Consider the following 24,004-nt stretch of genomic DNA (forward strand, 5'->3'; position numbering starts at 1 on the left):
TCGTAACGTTTCATTATTCTAGATGTCCCCCTTGAATGCGCTTTAAAACTATTTGAAATCGCTTACAGGAAATAATATAGCACATATACATAAAAGTGACAACACATTTCCGACATATTTTTGACAAAAATACGAATAGAATTCGTAAGGTATCGAATGTTGTCGAAACTTATCGTTTTTTCTTCATATAAAAGGCATACTACTTATATGATAAAGTATTTTATTTCCCTTACCCGCATTTCAAATTCCTTCTATATAAAGTGAAACTTTAATCAGCACTCACCAATCGGACTTTTACAGGCAGCCCAACAAATAGAGGGATTAAAAAAAGAGCTGATATAAAATCAGCTCTTTTCCTTCTATTATTAATGCCGCTTCATACGTCCTTCTTTTTGTAACTCTTTAAATAATGCTGCCATCATAAAGAAAATAACAAAGACGAATGGGAATGCCGCAATGATAGCTGCTGTTTGTAATGCTTCTAATCCGCCAATATATAATAAGGTTGAAGCTATCGCGGCTAGAACGATACCCCAAATCATTTTAATACGATTTGGTGGGTTTAAACTACCATGTGTCGTTAACATCCCTAAAACGAATGTTGCAGAGTCTGCAGATGTAATAAAGAATGTAGAAATAAGAAGAATCGCTAAAACAGATAAAGCTGATCCAAAGCTTCCCATTTGATCAAACATAGCGAATAATCCTACTTCTGTTCCCATCTCTTTAATTTTTTCAAAGACATGTGCATCACTAAACAGCTCCATGTGAATACCAGTCCCGCCGAAAACTGAGAACCAAAGTGCACCTATTACGGTCGGTACAAGTAACACACCGATAACAAACTCACGAATTGTACGACCTCGTGAAACACGAGCAATAAACGTACCTACGAACGGTGACCACGCAATCCACCATGCCCAATAGAAAATTGTCCATGACTGAATCCATTGATTTCCGCCTTCATCCAATGGACTTAAACGGAAACTCATACTTGGCAATTCTTGAATATAAGAACCTATTGTTGAAGTGAAGTAATTCATAATAAAGTTTGTTGGACCTGCAAATAATACAATGATCATAAGTGCAAATGCAAAAATAATGTTCGTATTACTTAAATATTTAATTCCTTTATCAAGACCTGTTTGTGCAGATAACATGAAAAGAACTGTTACGATTGCAATAATAACTAACTGTGTCGTTAATGAATTCGGAATAGATGTTAAATAGCTAACACCACCTGCAATTTGTTTTGCACCGAGACCTAACGACGTTGCAACACCAAACACAGTTGCGAAAACAGCTAACACATCAAACGAATGAGCAATACGTCCGTGTTCCCCGCCCTTAAATAACGAACCTACTGTTGCACTAATCGTACTCGCTTTTCCTTTTCTAAAGGTAAAATAAGCAATACATAACGCTACAAACGCATATAGTCCCCAAGGATGTAATCCCCAATGGAAAAATGAAAAACGCAGTGCAAGGCGTGCACTTTCCTCAGTTGCACCTTCTCCAAATGGAGGTGCGTATAAATGGTTTAATGGTTCGGCAACGCCCCAGAAAACTAAGCCGATACCCATACCAGCACTAAATAACATAGCAAACCATGTCATATAACTATAATCAGGTTCGTCATCATCTTTACCTAAACGAATAGAACCGTATTTCGAAACAATTAAAAAGATAGATACACCTAAAATAATAGAAACGGAAATAATATAAAACCACCCAAACTTACTAACTAATGCAGTTTGAATTGCGGTTGTTACATTTCCTAAGCTACCTTTTCCAATAATAGATTCGGGAATAATCCCCCAAATTGTAAATGCAATACATAATGTTAATGAAACGATGAATGTTTTTGTCAGTTTCCTCATCAAATCCCCCTTCGTAGGTTTCGCTTTTATAAATAACATAAATTCCGATATGTAAAATCGGATAGAAAACTATAATTTTGCGGTGATTTTCTTACTTTCACCTTCACCAATTAGAATTCTTATGGACAGCCTTACCTTTCGTATAACCTTTTCACTCTGCAAGAGCTACAAGATAGAAATACTACTGTCAAATTGTGTGAGAAAAATGCGGATAGGAATGTATTTTCCTAAAAAAGGATGTGTTACATATGTAAAAAAGGGCAAATTTCTTCCTTGCAACCCTTTCGTTTTGTAACAATTATGCGGTTTTTTTGCTAGTATATAGCACGTGTTTATAGATTCACAAACAAAATGTTTATGTTTATATAACTATATTACCCATAAAACGGTAAAATACTCAAGGAATGTAATCGTTTAGTAAACATTATGTAATATTCCTGTAATATTTTTATTTACGGCGAAAAAAATATGTTGTATTAAATATTTTGAATATAACTAGAAACCTATGATTCATATAGAATGAAAAACGCTTTCCTATATTTTTTGTTATATTACAGGATGTTAACGACTTATTACGAATGGTTTGTAATTGTGTGTTTTCCCTAAATCCGAAAAAATCTGTTGCTATAATGAGGACACGAAAACAAACGCAATGGAGGCTATCATGAAAAAATTAATTGGAATAGCAACAGCAGCAGTTTTTGGTCTTGGGATTTTCACATCATCTGCTAATGCAGAAACTGTTGTAACAACAGACGTACTAAACGTACGCGAAAACCCTACTACGGAATCAAAAGTTGTCGGTAAATTACTAAACGGTAATAAGATAGATGTTCAAAATACAGAGAACGGATGGTCAAAAGTTACTTTAGACGGTAAAGACGCATTCGTAAGTGCAGAGTTCACAAAAAGCATCTACTACGTAACAGCTAACGTATTAAACGTACGTGCTGAAGCGAACACAAACTCAGAAATTCTTGGAAAGTTGAAGAAAGACGATGTAATCGAAACAACGAACCAAGTACAAAATGAGTGGTTACAATTTGAATATAACGGGAAAACAGCTTACGTTCACGTTCCTTTCTTAACAGGTACAGCACCTGTAATTGAGAAACAAGAAACGGCTGTTCCTGCTAAAGCTGAAGCACCAGCTAAGGCTCAAGCACCTGCAGCACAAGCAAAACCAGCTGCTAAGCCTGCTGTGAAAGCGGCTGAAACTAGCGAACCATCTGGTGGTCGTGAGTTAACAGTTGTAGCTACAGCATATACAGCTCACCCGAGCGAAAACGGTGGCACATATGGCGGCCGTGTATTAACTGCAATGGGTCATGATTTAACTGCGAATCCAAACATGAAAATGATCGCTGTTGACCCGAAAGTAATCCCATTAGGATCTAAAGTATGGGTAGAAGGTTACGGAGAAGCTATCGCTGGAGATACTGGTGGTGCAATTAAAGGTAACCGTATCGATATCTTACTTGGATCAGATAGTGCTGCTCAAAAATGGGGACGCAAAACTGTTAAAGTGAAAATTTTAAAATAACCAATGACTGCTAAATTACAAGCCGGTTCTCTTTATTGAGAGCTGGCTTTTATTTATTTATAATACATATAAGGAGGCTATGCCCATGAATGTACAAGCAAAAGTAGACTGGATTGGTACGCCAAAACCGTACATATATAAAGATGACGTAACATATAACGCTACTTCTATTGATTTCTCACTCGCTGGCGATGATAACCGCTATAAGTTAATTGTGCTCAAGTCTGAAAACAATACACATTACAAAATTGTGCAATATGGAATAAAACCAGGTTCTCAAAAGCCATTTCCTATCGACATTCCATTTGAACAAAATATGTTGCCAATTATAGAGCAAATATTACATGATTCGTATGTACAAGCGATATTAAAGGAAACGCACTCATAATCGTAAAAAAAGATATCACCTCGCCGGATTTTTCGGCTAAGTGATATCTTTTTTATTTTCCCTTCATGAACAAAATTCAAGAAAAATATATCAACGATTTTTCAATTATATCTATCATAACTTACGATATATCAACGGTTTGACACAAAATATCGATTTAGCTACAAAAAAGAGGCTGTTCAAATATTGAACAGCCTCTTTCATATTAACGAGTTGGACCAGATACATCTTCTGATTTCAACGTATTATTTGCACCAAGAGAATAATACAACATCTTTCCATTTCCATTCACAGTTACAATATGTTCGTTATTAAAACTTTTGAACTTCACAGATCCATCACCGTAACGAATATGATACTCTTCATATGTCGTTACTTTATATTTCGTATCACTTTGACGCTCTACATTACGAACTTCCATCGTTAATAAGTCTTCCGTAATTCCTTTTTTGTGTAAATACTGTATATAATCACGGTCTTCCTTATACGATTTCCCGCTCTTATCATAATTATTTTCAATTAAACTAAAATCATTTAATGAAATTGCACGTACGTTATCATAAATATGATTTCTTACAAATTCGCCCACTGCTGAATTTGATGTTTCTTTCGGGAATTTTAAGTAATACGTGCTTTGGTCTCCAATTTTAATACTTTCAGATTTCATCACACCAAAATCAGTAGTTTTCTCTAAATGTACTTCTACTGTTTCATCTGTGGATACAGGGCCAAGTTTATAACTTCCATAACTTAATTTTCCACGTTTTTTCCCGTTCACAAATACAGTTGCATCACTTTCATCAGAAGAAATGCTTACATACTTGCCTTCAAGCGATAAATCCACTTTCACTTTCTCGCTCTGCTCATCCGCTAAATCTACTTCTTTCTCTGTTTCTAATTCAGTAAGTTCTGTCTTCGCCGTTGCCTTTACAACATATGTACCTGGGAAGTATGGCCCCAACTCTTTCGAATTTTTATCACTAGAAAGTTCTGCTTCTTTTTTGTCATTCACATATATTTCTGCATTCTTTGCAGTTGTACTTACATTCACATAATAAGATTTCATGCTGAACTTATACTTTGGATATAAGAACCACTCTTTTCCCTCTTCTACTATTTCCCCGTCTTTAAATGCAGGTTTATCTTTTGTTAACTTTTGATCTACTGTCTCTTTCTGTAAATAAGACAACAATTGTTTGTTGTAAGAAGGATTCTCTTTTAAATAACGCATGTACGCTTTAATATCCTCTGTCTTAATCTTTAAACTTGAATCATTTGCTTTCACAAACTCATCAATTGCGTTAATATCTTTCTTTTGGAATGCTTCAATCATTACATTTACTTGCTTTTCTTTTGAAAACTTATATGCTCCAAATTTATATGCCCCAAATAATAAAATAACAATAATAGCAAAACCAATGATTAAAAATAAATTTTTCTTACTTTTCACTGGTTTTGTCTCGCTTTGTAATTCTGTATATGAAGCAGCAGTGTTATCAACGATTACTTCTACTTTACTCCCACACTCAGGACAAAAGTTCAAATGGTCTGCAACGTTCTTTTTACATGTTCCACAAAACTTCAACGTGCTCTCCTCCTATTTTTTAGCTAATTTCATTCCAGCAAATGCTGCTACATATGTCACAATCAAGCTAAACAAAGTTAAATATATAAATGAATTTTGCATAGATAATACCGTTCCACTTGTTCCAAATAAACCTGTTACAGTTCCTGAAACATTAATTTGGAACTTAGAAATCATATTCATTACAATCATCATAATTGTGTAAGAACCACTGCATACCGCTAATGTAATATATATATTGGCAGTCGATAATTTAGCTAACTTTCTTCCCGCTCTAAACATAAAGAACAATGGAATAATAAGCAGTAATAAACCATAATGGAATACGTTATTCACTTTATCAAATTCTGCAAGGCTTTCCTCATTTGCTCCTTTTGAAATCAATATCTCTCTAAGCTCTACGCCATTTACAGAGACGCCTGATATAAATGAAAATGATAGTGTGCTCTCATATGCTTTTGATTTCTTACCAATTCCAGTAAATTCTTTACTAAGTGCTGGACTTGATACTTCTAACGGCGCAAAATGAGCCATACTCCATAATTGAGGTGTTAACTCTAATGCTAATAATGTACTTTCTGATTTTAAAGTTGTTATTTCTTTTAATGGTTCAATACCATCTTCCTTACTTACTAACGCCATAATACAAACCGCTACTGCTGTTACTAAAAGTCCTTTTATCATAGCTGAAACACCGTAATAAACAGACGCTCCATATGGCATTAACTCTTGAAATGCTGCTGCCATATTGTTTTTGCTTGTATGAGCAATAAATCCTAATAAAGTAAATAATGTCCCACATACAAAACCACTCAATAAACTCTTAATCGCTGAATAGCCAACCGTAATCTTACCTGCTTCTGAGAATGGAATTGCAAAAGATTGTGATGCTATAAAACTTATAATGAATAAAAAGACGCCATAAATAATACCAACTGTTGATGCCATAAAAATTTGATCTTTAATCGTTTTCGCAACATGCTGCTTCCCTAACCAAATTCCTGTACCAGCGAAAATAATAAATGGAATGATTAATAGTAATGTAAATGGAGTATGCCAAGATAAAGAAAATATCAATCCACTATCGTCGTTAGCTGTAAAACCAAGTAAATGATAACTTAACATCGTAGAAGTTGCACTCGAATAAAAATTCGGCAACATATCTAATTCTTTCGCAAATTTGCTAAACATCTCACTTATTATAGAAGAAAATAATAAACTACCAATCCAACCAGCAATTAACATGAGAATACTTGCAACAGCCCCACCAATAAAACCTTTTTGTAAAACGGCTTTATCTGCTTTAAATTCAACTTTAGGAGCACCATCCATTGTAGGCAATTTTACAGAGTGTTCTTTTTTCTTCGCAACAAATAAAGAATACCCACACTTTTGACAATATAAATTTTTTTGAGCATTTTCATTGCCACAACCTTTGCAGTATTTTGCAGTATCTTTTTCTAATGTTATTGCATCTATAGCTCCTGCAATCTCCATACTACCTTCATTTGGACAATAATTTACTTCTTCACCATGTTGTTTTCCACATGTGCGACAATACATTTAATTCACTCCCCACTTTGCTTAATTCCACAAACTGGACAGTAAGTAGAGTTTTTATCGATATGCTCATTACATGAAATACAATTTACCGTTTCACCTTCATTTTCTACTGCTAACATTGGGTTAGGCTTTCCACACGAACCACAAAACTTATCATTTATTGATAAAGGTCCACCACATTCACATGTAGCTTTTTCACCTTGTTGTTTTTGCAATTCAACAATGCGTTTTCTTGCTTGATAAATAGCTACATCAAATTCTTGAACTGGAGCAATCATTTCTTTTAAGCTCGCTTCATTTACTCCATTTCCTCTTAATTGAACGTACACTTGCTGTCCAACCTCTAATAGAACCTCTGCTTTTTTCTGCATTTGCACTTGCATTCCCTTTTTCAATTGAGCAATTTCTTGTGCAACTTGCAACTTCATTTTCCCTTGTTCTATTCCTTCTTGTAACTTATTCATTCCACTACCTAACTTCGTCTGTAAATCTGACAAATCATTTCTCCTCCTATACGTATATATTAATATATGAAATTAACATTTTATATATTACCATGATTTTCAAGTTATGTAATCCAAATTTCATTTTTTCTGTTTTGAGCATTTTTTGTTTATAATGGTAAAGGAAAGAAATATGTGTACGGAGGAATATTATGCTGCAACACTCAATTACGAAAGATGAAATTATGATGATTGCGAATGAGTTCGTTCAAGGACTAGATCCACAGCAAACAGCTGATCAGGAACATGTCGCTACAGCTCGGCACCTATATCGTAGTGGTGTTGTCTATAACGTTGACTTTGATGGTTATACACTATCAGGAACTGTAGATGCGGAAGGCAACGTATATAGCGTTCATATTCCGATTCGTAACGTCGCTGAAAGTTATTGTGATTGCTTCGCACCAACACAATGTGAGCATATGCTTGCTGTATTACTATCTGCAGCGTCTAGTTTCGGGCAAGTAGGAGATGTATTAACTTTATTTAAAAATAATACGAAACCTTCCCTTCCTCCTATTCGAACTGCAAGACAAGTATTGCAATCATCAGCTTTTGAAGAAACGGATTATAAAAGTTGGCAATCGTATTTTGAAAAAGAATATGAATCATTTAAAAAAGAACAAGCTCGGCTTACTTATAAACAAATGTATTTTCTTATGAGTATCTTTACAGATTTCTATACGAAACTTGAGCGGAAAGCTCCGCGTGTCATTGCGATACATGAATTATTCAGATTACACGCAGCACTTTACTGCTTTCAAAAGTTATTAGAAGAAATTCAGGCATTCGACGCAAACAAAACGTATTCTTATCACCAACCTGTTAATGTCATTCGCCTATTTGTAGACAAAGTGGAATCCATCGTTCGGGACTTACAATCAGAAGCGATTCCTTCAGAGTCTGAAATAATTTTACAAGAAACAGCTCGTCTCGTTCATGAAGTATTCTTCTCTACCGACACTTATACGCAAGAGCGATTTTTCATTTATCGTCACATATGGAGTGAACTTTTAAACAATAAAGAGAAAATACAAGAAGAAGAAAAACGAATCGATACGAAAATCAATCCACTATCCAAAGCGTTAGCGTCTTCCCATCTTCTCTTTTTGAATGACGAAGATCTACTAGCGATGGACTTACTAAAAAAACAGCCTGCTTCTGTTGTGAGTCTATACTTCTATTGGTTAGAAGAACTATTAAGTGCCATGCAGTGGAATCGTGCAAAAAATTGGCTTTCCTTTACGTATAAACAAGTAAAGAAAACGATCCAAGATCACGAAAATACGATTTTTATAAAAGATGTCGTTCGGCTATTTGTAATCATGTATGAAACATATGCAACACATACAAATGAACAAGCTGGTTTCGAAATGATCTTACAAGAACTATTACCGTATAGTTTCACAAACTATGAACAGTACGTACTCGCGAAAAAACAGTATCGCACATGGGCAGAACTTCATCTCCTATATGGATTTGAAGCAATTGAACTGTTAAAAGAGCCACTGAAAGATATTGAAAAAGAAGCGCCAGAAGCGGCACTTCCGCTTTACCATCTTGCTGCTGTAGAGGCGATTGAAGAACGAAATCGTAAATCATATAAACGCGCAGTTCGTTACTTAAAGAAATTACGTACATTATATAAACGATTAAAACGCACCGATGAATGGGATGCTTTCATTATTCACATTGCCAATCTCCATTCACGTCTGCGTGCACTACAAGAGGAATTACGGAAAGGAAAATTAATCGATGATCAATCAAACTGAAGTAACAATTAGGCTCCAGCATGTTAGTCAAGGTTGGTTCCTTTGGGGAGAAGATGACAGCGGTACTCCATTATCCGTAACAAGTTGGAAACGAAATGCATTCACATGGCACTCCACTTCTTTCTACGGTACGTTTCTAAAAGAAGCAACCTTCGAAGGAAAACAAGGTGTGCTGCTAACAAATGCACAAGCCTTTGAATACATTGCAAACAAACCGATGAATTCATTTGCACATATGCAAATAAACGGACCTATTACAGCCCTTACGAAAGATGCAAATGAATTATGGGATGCCTTTACGAGTGGTAGCTTCGTACCAAATATGAATCATTGGTCCAAACAACCATCTTGGAAAGTTCAAAATACACCAATTGAAGATGACACATTAGCATCTCTTTTCTCAGCAGCAGTTAATGAAAGCATATTACAAGATAATCGCTCAAATGATGGCTGGGAAGATGCAAAAAGACTATATGAACATTACGACTTTACGAAAAGACAATTAGAAACAGCACTACATGAAGAAGATTGGCTTCGAAAAATTGGTTATATTGAAGATGATCTTCCGTTTACAATCGGACTAAGACTGCAAGAACCACAAGAAGAATTTGAAATGTGGAAGCTTGAAACAATTGTGACACCAAAGCGCGGGGCGCATCGCATATATGTATATGAAAACATCGATTCCTTACCGAAAAGATGGCACGATTACGAGGAACGGATTACAGAAACACAAGAAGGTTTTAGTAAGCTCATACCGTGGTTAAAAGAAGGAGATACGTTCCGAAATGAGCTCTTTGAAACCGAAGCGTGGAACTTCTTAACAGAAGCAAGCAATGAATTACTTGCAGCCGGCATTACAATTTTACTACCATCATGGTGGCAAAATTTAAAAGCAACAAAACCGAAATTACGTGTCCAGTTGAAGCAAAATACAGCACAAACACAATCGTTCTTCGGTATGAATACGCTCGTTAATTTTGACTGGCGCATTTCGACGAACGGCATTGATTTATCGGAAAGCGAATTTTTCGAACTCGTTGAACAAAACAAACGTCTATTTAATATAAACGGTCAATGGATGCGACTAGATCCAGCCTTTATCGAAGAAGTAAGGAAACTAATAAACCGTGCCGATAAATACGGACTAGAGATGAAAGATGTCCTGCAGCAACATTTATCAAATACGGCTGAAACGGAAATTGTAGAAGATAATAGCCCGTTTACTGATATTGAAATCGAACTAGATGGATATTATGAAGAGCTATTCCAAAAGCTACTTCATATTGGAGATATTCCAAAAGTAGACGTCCCTACTTCACTAAACGCAACACTTCGTCCGTATCAACAACACGGTATTGAATGGTTATTATATTTACGAAAGCTTGGATTTGGAGCATTGCTAGCTGACGATATGGGACTTGGGAAAAGTATTCAAACAATCTCTTACTTACTATATATAAAAGAAAACAATCTCAAAACAGGCCCTGCATTAATCGTAGCACCGACATCTGTTCTTGGAAATTGGCAAAAAGAATTTGAGCGTTTCGCACCGAATTTACGTGTTCAATTACATTACGGAAGTAATAGAGATAAGGGCAATTTATTTGAAGATTTCCTTCAATCGGCAGATGTTGTATTAACATCTTATGCATTGGCTCAGCTCGATGAGGAAGAACTGACTTCATTATGCTGGGATGCTGTTATTTTGGATGAAGCACAAAATATTAAGAACCCACATACGAAACAGTCGAAAGCAGTACGAAACTTGCAAGCAAATCACAAAATCGCTTTAACTGGTACACCGATGGAAAATCGCCTCGCTGAACTTTGGTCCATTTTCGACTTTATTAATCATGGATATCTCGGAAGCTTAGGGCAATTCCAGCGCCGCTTCGTCACACCGATTGAAAAGGATCGTGATGAAGGAAAAATCCAGCAAGTTCAACGGTTTATCTCACCATTTTTACTGCGCCGAACGAAGAAAGATCAAACAGTTGCGTTAAATTTACCAGATAAACAAGAACAAAAAGCTTACTGTCCTCTTACTGGTGAACAAGCTTCCTTATATGAACAACTTGTTCAAGATACACTGCAAAATGTCGAGGGATTAAGTGGAATTGAAAGACGCGGCTTTATATTACTTATGCTGAACAAGCTAAAACAAATTTGTAATCATCCTGCTCTTTATTTAAAAGAAGAAGAACCACAAAATGTCGTTGAACGCTCCATGAAAACAAAAACGTTAATGGAGCTCATCGAAAATATAAAAGATCAAAATGAAAGTTGCCTCATCTTCACTCAATACATCGGTATGGGGAACATGCTAAAACGTGTGCTAGAAGAAAAATTCGGCCAGCGTGTCCTCTTCTTAAACGGTAGTGTACCGAAAAAAGATCGTGACAAGATGATTGAGGAGTTCCAAAACGGAACGTATGACATTTTCATCTTATCCTTAAAAGCTGGCGGAACAGGACTAAACTTAACCGCTGCCAACCATGTCATTCACTACGATCGTTGGTGGAATCCAGCTGTGGAAAATCAAGCAACAGACCGCGCATATCGTATCGGTCAAAAACGATTTGTGCATGTTCACAAACTCATTACAACAGGAACGTTAGAAGAAAAAATTGATGAAATGCTAGAAAGAAAACAATCTCTAAACAATGCGGTCATCACAAGCGATAGTTGGATGACTGAACTATCAACAGACGAACTAAAAGAATTACTTGGTGTATAAACATAAAACACAAAGAGCTAATCTCATAATGAGATTAGCTCTTTTTTCTATTCCAAAACCAATTACTTATTATAATCCCGGTTAATCCGCCGCACGTATCAAGCAATGAATCTTGCCACATTGGTGTACGGTCCCCCGTATACCATTGATGGATTTCATCAAATGTTGCATAACCTGCCACGAAAAGAAGAGCATATATAAAACATCTTTTCCTCGAATGACCTGATCGATGAAAAGCGTAATAAATCAATGAACCTAGCATAAAGAACACCATAAAATGAGCACCTTTACGAAGGAAAAACTCAATAAATCCGCCTACACCTTTATTCGCAATACTAACAGGGGTTCCTCCACCATAATCGATAGATACCCATGAAAAATGCTCTTTCACAAATTCAACATTTACATATTGTTCAATATCTGAACGCATATCCTGCTTTTTATATGGTTGTGCCGAAGAATAGAAAATCAGCCCCATCCATAGTAATACAGGAATCCAAAATAACCATTTACGATTCATTATCCAGAATTCTCCTCTCTTAATCTTTTAAGGGTACCAAAAAAAAGAAAAAATTTCACGCCAAAACATGACATTTGTACCCTATTTATAAAGTGAAAGGAGGTGATACACATGGCAATTGAAACAATCGTAATGGATTTAACTTTACGTCTTGTCTTAAACAACGGATTAGATAAGAACGGCAAAACAGTTTTCAAGAGCAAACAATTTAAACGTGTTAAAACAAATGCGAGCTTAGATCAAGTACACAACGTAGCTCATGCTCTCGCTTCCTTACAAGCATCACCACTTCACGCTGTACAACTTGTAAGCACATCAGATCTTTCTAAACTATAAAGTAAAACTCAGATCAGTGGGGATTTTATTTATCCCCGCTGATTATTAGCCCGCAATTTAACCAGCAGACCCGAATCCCGTAAATAGCGGGATAAATACAAAGGAGGAAATAACACATGCAAGTACTAGAGTTGATTTTCGCGAAAGAAGATGGAAAAACAGTCGTTTTTTCTATCGATACGCCTATCACACCCATCGATGCACAAGTCGTAAATCAAGTAATGGATACAATCCTTGCCTCATCTGTATTTTCATCCATTGATGAAAATACAAGAAAAAAGGGAGCTCGCCTTGTAGAAAAAAATGTATCTGAAGTTCCAATTACTCTATAAAATAAAAAAGACGAATCTGCATCATTTTGCAGATTCGTCTTTTTTCTTCGGCATTTCAATCGGAATAAAAATCTTTGAAAAACCGACGCATACGTACTTATAATGTTCTTCACCTATATCAAACTCAGTCGTATATGTTGAGAAGAATATATAATCATTTCGCTTCGTATAATGATCAATTAATAACCCAACTTGTGGCTCAACATACTTTTTCGCTAACTTTTTACCGGCCGATGCCAAGTCGCCAAGGAGACCCTCTTCATTCTCTTTTTGAACTTCATCTAGCTTCTTACTCACATCATTTCGCTTCATAAACTGCTTCGCTGCCCATTCTGTATATTCCCCTTTACTCGGATTGCTGTTTGCTAAATATACTAGGAGAATGACAACTAAAGCCATAATAATATACTTTTTCTTCATACTATATCACCGCCTACTCTTTTCTATTTTCATATATATGTACAAGCGATGCAAATTAGAAAGACTATCACCTATTGATTGTAAACGAATAGCCAAAATTTACAATATGAAATAGAATATTAACAATCAATTTACTTAATTTATATATAATTATATTCAGAACGAAAATTATAAGGGAGGATATAGAATTATGGATAATGAAAACAACATTTTTATTTCTAGTTCTACAATGATGCTTGAACCATGTAAACACCCTTATTACCGTACAAAAATTATCGACAGTAGCGGGAACCATCTTTACTCCTGTCAAACTGCTCTCCAACTTATACAGAAATCTTGTCTAACAAATATTCATTCTACTTATCAAGGGAGACGTAATGCCGTAAAAACAAAATTTAAATTTAAACAAAACGTTCCAATTCCGATCAACCATAGAGAATATATTTGTGCTTTCCCAACAGAATCTCCTGCTTCTCCAAATTGTATTTGGCTTTTCTTCAAACATATTCATACAATAGAGTTTTTCCAAAAAGCTAAACAAGCTAAAATTCATTTTTCAAACGGAGCTACCGTAACGATACAAATTAGTTCCCATAAGTTAAGTCAGCAATTATGGAAAGCTGGATATGTATTATCCCAGATGAACATGCAAGATTCATCACCTTAATAACAAATAGAATGGAAGGTAGTATTTCCTTACCTTACCTTCCATTCTATTTGCTATTTTTATCCTCTTACACTATCTCGCATTTTCTCGAGTGCTTGCCGATACATCCATCTTACTTGATAATATGTCATTTCCGTCTCTAAAGCGATTTCTCCCATCGTCTTTCCTACAAAAAAACGTTCAAAAATAATATACTTCTCCTTCTCATCTAACACACTCATAAAATCCTTCACTCTTATTTCAACATCTTCAAAATGAAAGATTTCTTCATACTCACCTACACATACACATCTTTCTTGCAAAGTAGATTCTTTCTTCAATCTTTCTAATATATAACCACGCACCGTTACAAGTGCATATGCAGGGAAATACCCCTTCTCCGCATCAAATCTTTCATACGCATGCCAAAGACCAATTAAACCACATTGATAATACTCTTCATGATCTTGACGAATACCTAGCTTCTTTATTTGATTTACAATCATCCCTTCATACAAAACAACTGTCTCTGTAAAAGTCGCTGGCTTCACACAGTACCCGTTTCTAAAAGGTATACCTTTCTAGTATTCCGCGGTACTTTCACAATATAAAAATAAGGGAAAGATTTCACTGTGAGTAATTTCAAATACTACCGACGGAATTTGAAATTACACTATGTAGTATTTGAAATTTTGTTGGCGGTATTTGAAGTAAGGGTAAAAATAAAAAAGGTGACTCTCTTGAAGAGTCACCTTTTTAAAATAATATGTTATGCACCAAAGCCGCTTACTAAACCTCTTACAACGCCGAATGCAATTGTTAGGATAAAGAAGATTACAATTAAAATCGTAGCTTGTTTCTTACTTAAACCAGCTACAATGTGTAAGCCTAGTCCTGTTAGAATGAGGCTCCAAATATTAAAAATTTCAATTGAAGAGGCAATTCCATGTGCTACTGTCCCTTGTTCAAATAAAGGAGCTAAACTTGTATAAACATCAGTGCCATTTCCATCAAAAATAAAGCCTAATCCTGCATTTAACAATCCGCCGATATAATAAACCAGATTAGCATATAAGTAAATCGATAGTATTTTCATGTACGGTGTATCATTGCTCATAAACATCATAATAATTTTATAAAAACCTGCCGCAATAAAGAGACCTATAGGTGTTCCTAATAGACCAACAAGTGCGCCTCCACCAAGGGTAAATCCTTTTACCATTGCCCCTTCTTCACCATTTAATTCTTTTGCCAATTCTGGAGTACTAATTAATGTTAAGTAAGACACTGCTGTTGCTATAATCGTTCCTAATATAACAAATAAGAAAAATACTCCCCAAACCGGACTTTTCGTCTTCATTCTCTCAAACTGCTCACCTGGAGAAGTAATCATTCCTAATAATGATGGCTTCTTCGCACCTACATCTTGCGTATTAATATTTGCTTCCATTATAACGCCTCCTTCTATTTATATAACCCGTTCTAACGGGCGGTTCACTTCCTCGCAAGAGGCTACGAACCGCCCACTAGAACGGTAATGTGTAGTTCTACTACACTATTAATTACTCATAACGCAATGCTTCAATTGGATCTAATTTCGCAGCTTTGTTTGCTGGAATTAATCCGAAAATAATACCGAGTGTCATCGAGAACAGTACGCCTCCAACGACAACTTCCCATGAAACAAGTGGTGGCCATTTTGCGAATGTAGAAACGATATATGCTCCGCCATACCCAAGACCAATTCCGATCAAACCACCTAGAAGTGTTAACATAACTGCTTCAATTAAAAATTGTAATAAAATTTTACTACGCGTTGCTCCAAGTGCTTTACGTACACCAATTTCACGCGTACGCTCCGTTACAGATACAAGCATGATGTTCATAACACCAATTCCACCAACGACTAATGAAATACCAGCGATACCACCGATGATCATCGTCATAATGTTAGTAACTTTAGAAACATTTTCTTGGAATTCTTTTAAATTAACCAGTTCATATTTACCCGGAATTTCACTTGGCTTACGGCTATTTAATACATCAACAGCTTGTTTCCCTGCTGCTTCTAAATCGTCTACATTTTTAGCTTGAATTGCGATACTTTGAATTTCATCTGTTCCGTATAAAACAGGCCATAACGTAAGAGGGATTAACGCTTCTTCCATTTCAAATCCCATAAATTCATTATCAGATGTATACACACCGACAATTTGCATCGGTTGTCCTTTCATCTCAATAATTTGTCCTACTGGATTTACGCCCTTAAATAACGTCTCTTCTGTTTTTGTACTAATCATCACAACGTTATTTGCATGAGAAATATCTGATTCATTTAAAGTACGTCCCTTTACGACCTTTACTTTATTAACCGCAAAATATTCATTATCAAGACCAATAACATTCAAATTTGCTTTTTTATCATTTACATCAAGCACCTCTGAATTCTGGTTTGTCGTAATAACATGTGAAACATCTTTCACTTGTTTTACTTCCAAAATATCCTCTTCCGTTAACTTCGGCATTTCAAATCCACCTATAGCAAACTCATCATTAATATCTGGTTTAAATTGAATTGGCATAAGGTTATTACCACCAGAACCTGCGAATTTCGACTTCAGCATCGCTTCCCCGCCTTGCCCAATTGCAACGACAGTAATAATCGAACCTACCCCGATAATAATACCAAGCATCGTAAGAGCTGAACGTAGTTTATGAGCTAAAATAGAAGATAGGGCAATTTTTATACTATCTAGTAAACTCATACCGCACACCTTCTATCTTCTGTAACTTTCCCGTCTCGTAGTACAATGCGGCGGGAAGAATACGCTGCTACTTCCTCTTCATGCGTAACCATAACAATCGTCGTACCTTCTGCATTAAGCTTCGTGAAAATATCCATAACTTGCTCACCAGACTTCGTATCAAGTGCACCAGTCGGTTCATCAGCCATAATGAACGTTGGATTATTTGCAATCGCTCTTGCAATCGCTACACGCTGCTTCTGTCCACCGGATAACTCATTTGGTAAATGATGCACGCGATCCGCTAATCCAACTTTACCTAACGCCTCCAAAGCACGCTTGCGACGCTCCGCTTTCTTCACGCCACCGTATACGAGCGGAAGCTCAACATTTTCCACTGCGGAAAGACGAGGCAGTAAATTAAAATGCTGGAATACAAAGCCAATATATTCATTACGAATTAAAGCAAGCTTTGACTCGTCTGCTGTTAAGATATTCACGTCATTTAGCATATATTCGCCTTCTGTTGGACGATCTAAGCAACCAATAATATTCATAAGCGTCGACTTACCAGAACCAGACGGTCCCATAATCGAAACGAACTCACCGCTCTGAATCGTTAAACTAATACCATGCAAAATCGGCACCGCCAATTTTCCTTGATAATACGTTTTAGCAATATTATTTAACGTAATCATTTCTCTTTCACTTCCATTCCGTCATACACATCGTCGGAAGGATTTTTAACCACCTTTTGCCCCACTGTTACGCCTTCTACAACCTCTGTCCAGTCTCCATCAGTAGAACCTTTTTTCACATTTTGTTTACGAAGCTTCCCTTTATCCTCAACATAAACAAATGCATCATCGCCTTTTTCTACAATGCTCTTACTTGGAACAGCAATCATCGTCTTATTCTCTAAGTTTACTTGCAGAGAAACGTGATAACCTGGAGATAAACCATCTTGACTATCAAGGCTAGCTTTATATGTATACTGAGACATATTTTGAGTTGCTTCACCCATGCCGCCAGCTTGCGCCATCTCTGCACTCGTAGGGAACTCACTTACCTCTGTAATCTTACCTGTCCACTTCTTCTTATTATTTGCTTTCGCCGTTACAGTGAATGTTTGATCCTTTTGAATTTGTGACTTCTGAAGCTCAGTTAACGTACCTTGAACTTGGAATGGGTCTTTAGAAGCTACTTGTAAAAACGATTTTCCTTGACCACCTAACGCTTGAGATGAACTTTGTGCCGCATCTTTATCTAACTTTTGAACAACACCAGCGAAATTACTATAGATCGTAAGCTCTTTCTGCTTCTTACTTAACTCTTCTTTCTGCAACTTTCCTTTTTCTTTCTCAAGATCAGTTGTCTTTTGAGCTATCTCTAACTCGTTTACTTGCTCGTCCATCGGATCTGTTACTTCTTTCCCAGCTCCGCTATCTTTCGCCTTCTTAATTTCTTTCTTTAACGAATCAATCTTCTTTTTCCCTTGATCATAACGCATATCCGCCATCTTCTGATCAAGCTCAGCTTGCTTCATTTGAAGGTTAATCTCTTCATTGTCATAAGAGAATAACTTCGTACCTTTTTCTACCTCTTGCCCTTCTTTTACCTCAATATCTTTCACTTTTCCTTTGGCCGGATCTGCATAAAAACTTTCAATATTACCAGGCTTCACCTGACCAGAAATTAACTTTGTATTATTCAGCTTACGCTCTGTCACTTTCTCAAAACTTACAGCATCAGACGTTGTTGATGCACCCTTCTTCTTACCTTGCATAACAAAAATATTAATTGCCGCTACAATAACAATTAGTGCAATAACCCCAATAATAATCCATTTCTTCTTCTTGTTTGGAGTACGAACCGTATTTGGTAACATATTCTCTCTCCCTTTATAAATTAATAGTTTAATAAATAACATAATTGTATAAAACTTTCTGAAAATAAATTGTATATTATTACAATCTTTTTACAAAGTTTTACACATCCATTTATATTGTAACAAAAATTCCAATGATTAGAAATATGACATTATATCTTTTAAGATAGATTTAAGGAAAGATTATATTATATAGAAAAAGCCATCCAAAATAATAATTGGATGACTTTTCAAACAAAATATTACGCTACTTTAGGATCTTTTCTCTCATGTCCACGTTGAACAATAAATAAGAAGATTGTTGATAAAACCGCACCTGTTAATAGTAAGATGAAACAACCATCCCAGCCAGAACGATCAACAATAACACCAATTGCTGCGTTAGCTACAAGACTTCCGCCTACATAACCGAATAGACCACACATACCAACTGTCGTACCTACTGCAAATTTCGGTACTAATTCCATCGCACTTAAACCGATTAAGAACTGTGGTACATAAATTAAACAACCAATAATAGAAACCGCAATACTTACAACAAGTACGCTAGTTGCTTGCCAATATATAAACGTACCAATAACAACTCCAACCATACTAATAATACATAATGGCATACGTTTTCCTTTAAATAATTTATCACTTAAAAAACCAACGATTAATGAACTTGGAATTGCCATACCTTCAAAGATTGCATATGCCGCATGTGCTTCTGCTTTTGAAAATCCTTTAACTGTCGTTAAATAAAGTGGAACCCAGTTAATAACGCCGAAACGAATTAAATAAACAAAAGCATTCGCAATACATAAGAACCATACAAATTTATTTTTCACTACATACTTCATTAAAATTTCTTTTGGTGACATCTTGTTAGCATTATCTGCTTTTTCAAGATTTTCATAGTCATTACGATACTCATCAATTGGAGGAAGACCTTCAGATTCTGGTGTATCCTTCGCATTAATCCAATGCGTAAGATTGATAGTACGTACCACATCGCCTTGACGTACTACGACTACGACATCCTTTGCTGAAGCAAAGAAATCACTAATACGCTCTGGTGTGTAATACAGGCTTAATAAATACGTTTGAAGTGCTGAAATCATCGGATCCATGCCATTCTTTCCGTATACATTTTCCCCATACTGGAACAAGTCACCTACTGCAAAAGTACGCTTATGTCCATTCAAGTACGTTACTTCTCCAGTAAATACTTGTTCTTTGCTCTTAACGTCACCTGGCTCTATTCGAATTCGGTCAAAGAATGAAACAATCGTATGCAAACGAACTTCATCCGTTACAACAATTTCTCCCCACTTTTCATGTCTTACTTTCACTTCAATTGGAAGAGATTCATTCACCCTTTGTAAAACGGCTTGTTTATCATTTACAATGTTGATTCGATTATATATTTGCTTCTCCATAACATAAAACAAAACAAGAGAAACAATCATACAAATGACAAACATAAGAATTTGAAATGATAGCCTTTTCATTTCTGCCTACCTCCAAGATAAAAAAACGTTGTTTCGAAAATACCGCATAATTGTTTCATAAATGTATCATTTAACCGCTTTCAAGTTTTTTATGTCTTCCATTCTTCTCGGAAGCAAAAATGTAATGAATATTGTAGTACCTATTTCTTCACTACTCTCAATACGCATGCTTCCGCCCTGCTTATTCATAATCTCCTGACAAATATACAAACCATAACCATTCCCGTAACTAGAAGGAAGTGCTTTTCCTTTCGGAGACTCATTCCACTCTGCAAGCACCACTTCATCTATACCGATCCCATCATCATGAACAAAAACCTTCGCCTCCTGCTCATTTACAATTACATTCATACGAATGTGCGAAGCATCACTATACTTAATTGCATTATCAAGCACATTTAAGAAAATTTGCTTCGTCTTATCAAAATCCGCAACAACATGTACATCCGTTAACTCATTTATCACTTCAATTTCAAACTGATTTAGGCGAGGCTTCACAATTGAAACTGCTTCTTCTGCCAATTCCTTTATATTCACAACTGTAGGAGACACTTCAAACGTACTCTTCCCATATTTCGAAGACTTAAGCAGTTCCTCTACAAGTGATAATAAACGCTCACTTTCCACAGATACATAACGAAGACTTTCCTGTACATCTTCTTTCGATTGTAACTTCGGAATTAAATCAACATAACCGATAATTGCCGTTAGCGGTGTTTTTAGCTCATGCGTAATGCGGTCTAGGAAATCTTTCTGCTTCTCTTTCTCCTCCTGCAATTGCTTAATATGCAGTTCAATTCCATCAGCCATCGCGTTAAAAGATGCGGAAAGCTGAGCAATTTCCACGTACTCATTTAACTCAATCTTACTCTTATAATCACCATTCGCGAGCCTCTGTGCCATTTGTCTCAACTGATCAATTGGTTTATGAAGAGACTTCGCCAAACGAATCGCAAAGAAAATACCGGTAGCTACTAGGCAAAGGGACGCCATTAAGAATGTCCAGCTCACATTTGTTAAAACTTCCTTCTCACCCGTTAACTCATTTATAAAACGAATACTTCCAATGACATCGTTTCCATAATATACTGGGCTTGAAAACAAAAGAATGGGAGCGGGATCCCCCTCCTCAAAGACATAAGACTTCTTTCCCTTCAAGGAACTCTCAATGTCGATGTTACGGTGAAGCAATGCTCCTTTTTGTGTATCTGCAACAACATCACCATTCTTCCCGATCATCTGTACACGGACATCCATACGCTTCGCTAAATACGACGCAATTAAAAGTGAATTAGGACCAAGCGTATCCACTTCTGCTTCCTTCTCTAAATAATTCATCGTATAAATTTGTGCTTCTACACTTAACTTTTCTAAAGAATCTGCTGCGTTATGATACATATTCTTTTCTAACGTAATATAAACAACTGCATATAAAAGAACAAAAATCGGAATTAACAGCCCAACTATTCCAAACACCATATTTCGCTTTAAAGACATACCATCACCACTTAACAATCCAGTTTATAGCCAACGCCATAAATTGTCTTAATATATTCTCCGCTCGTCCCAAGCTTCTTTCGAAGTCTCTGCACCATAATATCAACTGCTCTCGTATTTCCGATATACTCAAATCCCCATACTTTCTCAAGCAACTCATCCCTCATAAACACACGCTGCGGATTTGAAACAAACAACTGACATAAATTAAACTCTCGGTACGTTAACTGAATCTCTTGTCCACTCACATGTACCTTTCTTTCCTTAGGACAAATCACTATCTCTCCAGCCTCAATTACTTCATGACTTACAGCCGCCTCCGTCTTCTTTACACGCCGCGCCATATTCTTAACCCGAAGAATAAGCTCCGCATAATTAAACGGCTTCGTCACATAATCATCAGCACCAAGCTGCAATCCAAGCAACTTATCATTCATCTGACTCTTTGCCGTTAACATAAGCACCGGAATATCCCTATCCCTCTCACGGAACAAACGAAGCAACTCATACCCATCCGTATCCGGAAGCATAACATCCAAAATCAATACATCCGGCCCTTCATTCCATCGCTCTAAAGCTTCTCTCCCATCAGCCGCTGCCAATACTTCATAACCTTCCATCTCCAACTGCATCCGAATCAAATTACGAATACTCGATTCATCATCAACCACAAGTATTTTCATCATTCTCCTCCTTCCATCATGTATTATAGTACAGTTTAGTATAGCAAAAATCCTATAAAAAAAGAGAGGGTATTGTCGAACATATTTTGTCGACGATACCCTCTCTTTCACTTATTATATTTATTTAGCATATCCATTCGGTTGCTTTTGATGCCAATTCCAAGCATGCTCAATAATTGTTTTCACATTTACATACTTAGGATCCCATCCTAACTTCTCTTTCGCTTTCTTAGAAGAAGCAACTAAACGTGCTGGATCGCCCGCACGGCGCGGTGCTACCTCAGCAGGAATTTCATGATTTGTAACTTCGCGAACTGCATCAACGATTTCTTTTACACTGAAACCATTACCATTTCCTAAGTTATAGAAATCACTCTCTCCGCCGTTCTGCAAGTCTTTAAGCCCTAAGAAATGAGCCGCTACTAAATCTTCAACATGAATATAATCACGGATACAAGTACCGTCTGGTGTATTATAATCATCACCAAACATCATAATCTTCTCGCGTTGACCTAAAGCCACTTGCAACACAAGAGGAATTAAATGTGTCTCTGGGCGATGATCCTCTCCAATAATACCACCTGGAGTTGCACCAGCCACGTTAAAGTATCTGAAAATCTTATAACGTAAATTAGAAGCTTGGCTATACCAATGAAGCATCTTCTCGATTGCTAACTTCGTCTCTCCATACGTATTCGTAGGATTTGTCATCGTTTCCTCAGTAATAAGATCCACATCTACCTCACCATACGTTGCCGCAGTAGAAGAGAAAATGAACTTATCTACCTTAAACTCATCCATTACCTCTAATAAACAAAGTGCACCATACACATTGTTATTATAATATTGAAGGGGCTTTTCCATACTAACTCCAACTAAAGAATCAGCTGCAAAGTGCATAACTGCCTCAATATTTTCTTGTTTAAAAACATCCCTTAAAAATGTTTTATCACGAAGGTCGCCATTATAAAACTTCGCACCTTCCGTAATTGCATCTTCATGACCAGTTTGTAAGTTATCTACTACTACTACTGATAAACCTTCATCTACTAGTTTTTTAACAGCGTGAGAGCCGATGTATCCGGCTCCGCCGCAGATTAGGATTGAGTTCATTTTCTTCCTACTTTCTATACATCTAACCTTGTAAATTAAGAGTCATTAACTCTAATAGATTAAATCATAAGCATTTAGCTCAACGTTTTTTTACAATTCACTATCCATGTATCCATTTTTATTATTTGATTGCCATTTCCAAGAATCTGCACACATCTCTTCTAATCCGCGTGTTGCCTCCCAGCCTAATTCACGCTTTGCTTTCGATGCATCAGCAAAACATACTGCCACATCACCTGGGCGACGTTCTGTAATTTTATAAGGAACTTTCTTGCCCGAAACTTTTTCAAACGCTTCAACCATCTCTAGTACACTATAGCCCATACCTGTGCCCAGGTTATAAGCATCTACTCCTGTT

22 protein-coding genes and 2 pseudogenes are annotated in these 24,004 nt (G+C 36.3%); 7 read left to right on the plus strand and 17 right to left on the minus strand.

Annotated features, from left to right (window positions below):
- Positions 1-365: 365 nt before the first annotated feature.
- Positions 366-1,880, minus strand: coding sequence for a glycine betaine transporter OpuD (gene opuD, locus MR170_RS14720; RefSeq protein WP_029443628.1), 1,515 nt, complete (start codon positions 1,878-1,880; stop codon positions 366-368).
- A gap of 664 nt (positions 1,881-2,544) precedes the next feature.
- Between opuD and MR170_RS14725 the strand changes: the two genes are divergently transcribed.
- Both MR170_RS14725 and MR170_RS14730 read left to right on the plus strand, forming a co-directional pair.
- The gene (locus MR170_RS14725; protein ID WP_242308538.1) at positions 2,545-3,423 is read left to right on the plus strand and encodes a cell wall-binding protein EntA; all 879 of its coding nucleotides are present in this window, start codon (positions 2,545-2,547) and stop codon (positions 3,421-3,423) included.
- Between the two features lie 85 nt (positions 3,424-3,508).
- On the plus strand, positions 3,509-3,811 hold the full coding sequence (locus tag MR170_RS14730) for a DUF3910 family protein (protein ID WP_242308539.1): 303 nt from the start codon (positions 3,509-3,511) through the stop codon (positions 3,809-3,811).
- Positions 3,812-4,016: 205 nt separating this feature from the next.
- Here the strand turns inward: MR170_RS14730 and MR170_RS14735 are convergent, their stop codons facing one another.
- The 3 genes from MR170_RS14735 to MR170_RS14745 are packed head-to-tail and all read right to left on the minus strand — an operon-like array spanning position 4,017 to position 7,456.
- Positions 4,017-5,396 (minus strand): zinc ribbon domain-containing protein, encoded by a 1,380-nt coding sequence (locus tag MR170_RS14735; protein WP_043935838.1) that lies wholly within the window; start codon positions 5,394-5,396, stop codon positions 4,017-4,019.
- Positions 5,397-5,408: 12 nt separating this feature from the next.
- A complete protein-coding gene (locus tag MR170_RS14740) occupies positions 5,409-6,959 on the minus strand; it encodes a zinc ribbon domain-containing protein (protein ID WP_242308540.1) in 1,551 nt (516 codons plus the stop codon).
- Between the two features lie 5 nt (positions 6,960-6,964).
- Positions 6,965-7,456 (minus strand): zinc ribbon domain-containing protein, encoded by a 492-nt coding sequence (locus MR170_RS14745; RefSeq protein WP_001281749.1) that lies wholly within the window; start codon positions 7,454-7,456, stop codon positions 6,965-6,967.
- Positions 7,457-7,614: 158 nt separating this feature from the next.
- Between MR170_RS14745 and MR170_RS14750 the strand changes: the two genes are divergently transcribed.
- Both MR170_RS14750 and MR170_RS14755 read left to right on the plus strand, forming a co-directional pair.
- Entirely contained in the window at positions 7,615-9,234 is a 1,620-nt protein-coding gene (locus tag MR170_RS14750) for an SWIM zinc finger family protein (RefSeq protein WP_242308541.1), read from the plus strand.
- Positions 9,218-11,974, plus strand: a complete 2,757-nt coding sequence (locus MR170_RS14755) for a DEAD/DEAH box helicase (protein ID WP_242308543.1) — start codon at positions 9,218-9,220, stop codon at positions 11,972-11,974. Before MR170_RS14750 ends, MR170_RS14755 begins: the two co-directional genes overlap by 17 nt.
- 34 nt (positions 11,975-12,008) lie before the next feature.
- Here MR170_RS14755 and MR170_RS14760 read toward each other — a convergent pair whose 3' ends face one another.
- Entirely contained in the window at positions 12,009-12,494 is a 486-nt protein-coding gene (locus MR170_RS14760) for a VanZ family protein (RefSeq protein WP_023523524.1), read from the minus strand.
- A 111-nt stretch (positions 12,495-12,605) separates the two neighbouring features.
- On the opposite strand from MR170_RS14760, the gene MR170_RS14765 reads away from it, so the two are divergent.
- Complete coding sequence (locus tag MR170_RS14765) at positions 12,606-12,830, plus strand: DUF1659 domain-containing protein (RefSeq protein WP_000963861.1); 225 nt, start codon at positions 12,606-12,608, stop codon at positions 12,828-12,830.
- A 116-nt stretch (positions 12,831-12,946) separates the two neighbouring features.
- Positions 12,947-13,162 carry a DUF2922 domain-containing protein gene (locus MR170_RS14770; RefSeq protein WP_001197593.1) on the plus strand — a complete coding sequence of 72 codons (216 nt, stop codon included), beginning with the start codon at positions 12,947-12,949 and terminating at the stop codon, positions 13,160-13,162.
- 21 nt (positions 13,163-13,183) lie between these two features.
- On the opposite strand, the gene MR170_RS14775 is transcribed toward MR170_RS14770, so the two are convergent.
- Positions 13,184-13,582 (minus strand): DUF4359 domain-containing protein, encoded by a 399-nt coding sequence (locus MR170_RS14775; protein ID WP_000731400.1) that lies wholly within the window; start codon positions 13,580-13,582, stop codon positions 13,184-13,186.
- Positions 13,583-13,772: 190 nt separating this feature from the next.
- On the opposite strand from MR170_RS14775, the gene MR170_RS14780 reads away from it, so the two are divergent.
- A complete protein-coding gene (locus tag MR170_RS14780) occupies positions 13,773-14,249 on the plus strand; it encodes a competence protein ComK (protein ID WP_242308545.1) in 477 nt (158 codons plus the stop codon).
- Positions 14,250-14,308: 59 nt separating this feature from the next.
- On the opposite strand, the gene MR170_RS14785 is transcribed toward MR170_RS14780, so the two are convergent.
- The 11 genes and pseudogenes from MR170_RS14785 to MR170_RS14835 all read right to left on the minus strand — a co-directional run.
- Complete coding sequence (locus tag MR170_RS14785) at positions 14,309-14,779, minus strand: sigma-70 family RNA polymerase sigma factor (RefSeq protein WP_242308547.1); 471 nt, start codon at positions 14,777-14,779, stop codon at positions 14,309-14,311.
- A gap of 218 nt (positions 14,780-14,997) precedes the next feature.
- The gene (yknW, locus tag MR170_RS14790) at positions 14,998-15,678 is read right to left on the minus strand and encodes a YknW family membrane protein (RefSeq protein WP_242308548.1); all 681 of its coding nucleotides are present in this window, start codon (positions 15,676-15,678) and stop codon (positions 14,998-15,000) included.
- 112 nt (positions 15,679-15,790) lie between these two features.
- Positions 15,791-16,993 (minus strand): ABC transporter permease, encoded by a 1,203-nt coding sequence (locus MR170_RS14795; RefSeq protein WP_000054363.1) that lies wholly within the window; start codon positions 16,991-16,993, stop codon positions 15,791-15,793.
- Positions 16,990-17,670, minus strand: coding sequence for an ABC transporter ATP-binding protein (locus MR170_RS14800; protein WP_000631624.1), 681 nt, complete (start codon positions 17,668-17,670; stop codon positions 16,990-16,992). Before MR170_RS14800 ends, MR170_RS14795 begins: the two co-directional genes overlap by 4 nt.
- A complete protein-coding gene (locus tag MR170_RS14805) occupies positions 17,667-18,860 on the minus strand; it encodes an efflux RND transporter periplasmic adaptor subunit (RefSeq protein WP_016079689.1) in 1,194 nt (397 codons plus the stop codon). Before MR170_RS14805 ends, MR170_RS14800 begins: the two co-directional genes overlap by 4 nt.
- A 242-nt stretch (positions 18,861-19,102) precedes the next feature.
- Positions 19,103-19,831: pseudogene (locus MR170_RS14810) on the minus strand (MFS transporter); the annotation flags it as partial.
- Positions 19,814-20,353: pseudogene (locus tag MR170_RS14815) on the minus strand (DUF3919 family protein); the annotation flags it as partial. The pseudogenes MR170_RS14815 and MR170_RS14810, both read right to left, overlap by 18 nt.
- 66 nt (positions 20,354-20,419) lie before the next feature.
- Positions 20,420-21,850, minus strand: coding sequence for a HAMP domain-containing sensor histidine kinase (locus tag MR170_RS14820; RefSeq protein ID WP_242308550.1), 1,431 nt, complete (start codon positions 21,848-21,850; stop codon positions 20,420-20,422).
- Positions 21,851-21,861: 11 nt separating this feature from the next.
- Positions 21,862-22,533, minus strand: a complete 672-nt coding sequence (locus MR170_RS14825) for a response regulator transcription factor (protein ID WP_000699553.1) — start codon at positions 22,531-22,533, stop codon at positions 21,862-21,864.
- Between the two features lie 120 nt (positions 22,534-22,653).
- Complete coding sequence (gene galE / locus MR170_RS14830) at positions 22,654-23,646, minus strand: UDP-glucose 4-epimerase GalE (RefSeq protein ID WP_242308552.1); 993 nt, start codon at positions 23,644-23,646, stop codon at positions 22,654-22,656.
- A 90-nt stretch (positions 23,647-23,736) separates the two neighbouring features.
- On the minus strand, positions 23,737-24,004 hold a 268-nt coding region (locus MR170_RS14835; RefSeq protein WP_242308554.1), incomplete at its 5' end, for a GDP-mannose 4,6-dehydratase.

It is taken from the genome of Bacillus cereus group sp. BfR-BA-01524 (assembly GCF_022662595.1).
GTDB classification, from domain to species: Bacteria; Bacillota; Bacilli; order Bacillales; family Bacillaceae_G; genus Bacillus_A; species Bacillus_A thuringiensis_S.

Coding starts and splice junctions, on each gene's coding strand:
- opuD (WP_029443628.1), bottom strand. CDS start 1,880: ATGAGGAAACTGACAAAAACATTCATCGTTTCATTAACATTATGTATT.
- MR170_RS14725 (WP_242308538.1), top strand. CDS start 2,545: ATGAAAAAATTAATTGGAATAGCAACAGCAGCAGTTTTTGGTCTTGGG.
- MR170_RS14730 (WP_242308539.1), top strand. CDS start 3,509: ATGAATGTACAAGCAAAAGTAGACTGGATTGGTACGCCAAAACCGTAC.
- MR170_RS14740 (WP_242308540.1), bottom strand. CDS start 6,959: ATGTATTGTCGCACATGTGGAAAACAACATGGTGAAGAAGTAAATTAT.
- MR170_RS14750 (WP_242308541.1), top strand. CDS start 7,615: ATGCTGCAACACTCAATTACGAAAGATGAAATTATGATGATTGCGAAT.
- MR170_RS14755 (WP_242308543.1), top strand. CDS start 9,218: ATGATCAATCAAACTGAAGTAACAATTAGGCTCCAGCATGTTAGTCAA.
- MR170_RS14760 (WP_023523524.1), bottom strand. CDS start 12,494: ATGAATCGTAAATGGTTATTTTGGATTCCTGTATTACTATGGATGGGG.
- MR170_RS14765 (WP_000963861.1), top strand. CDS start 12,606: ATGGCAATTGAAACAATCGTAATGGATTTAACTTTACGTCTTGTCTTA.
- MR170_RS14770 (WP_001197593.1), top strand. CDS start 12,947: ATGCAAGTACTAGAGTTGATTTTCGCGAAAGAAGATGGAAAAACAGTC.
- MR170_RS14775 (WP_000731400.1), bottom strand. CDS start 13,582: ATGAAGAAAAAGTATATTATTATGGCTTTAGTTGTCATTCTCCTAGTA.
- MR170_RS14780 (WP_242308545.1), top strand. CDS start 13,773: ATGGATAATGAAAACAACATTTTTATTTCTAGTTCTACAATGATGCTT.
- yknW (WP_242308548.1), bottom strand. CDS start 15,678: ATGGAAGCAAATATTAATACGCAAGATGTAGGTGCGAAGAAGCCATCA.
- MR170_RS14795 (WP_000054363.1), bottom strand. CDS start 16,993: ATGAGTTTACTAGATAGTATAAAAATTGCCCTATCTTCTATTTTAGCT.
- MR170_RS14800 (WP_000631624.1), bottom strand. CDS start 17,670: ATGATTACGTTAAATAATATTGCTAAAACGTATTATCAAGGAAAATTG.
- MR170_RS14805 (WP_016079689.1), bottom strand. CDS start 18,860: ATGTTACCAAATACGGTTCGTACTCCAAACAAGAAGAAGAAATGGATT.
- MR170_RS14820 (WP_242308550.1), bottom strand. CDS start 21,850: ATGTCTTTAAAGCGAAATATGGTGTTTGGAATAGTTGGGCTGTTAATT.
- MR170_RS14825 (WP_000699553.1), bottom strand. CDS start 22,533: ATGAAAATACTTGTGGTTGATGATGAATCGAGTATTCGTAATTTGATT.
- galE (WP_242308552.1), bottom strand. CDS start 23,646: ATGAACTCAATCCTAATCTGCGGCGGAGCCGGATACATCGGCTCTCAC.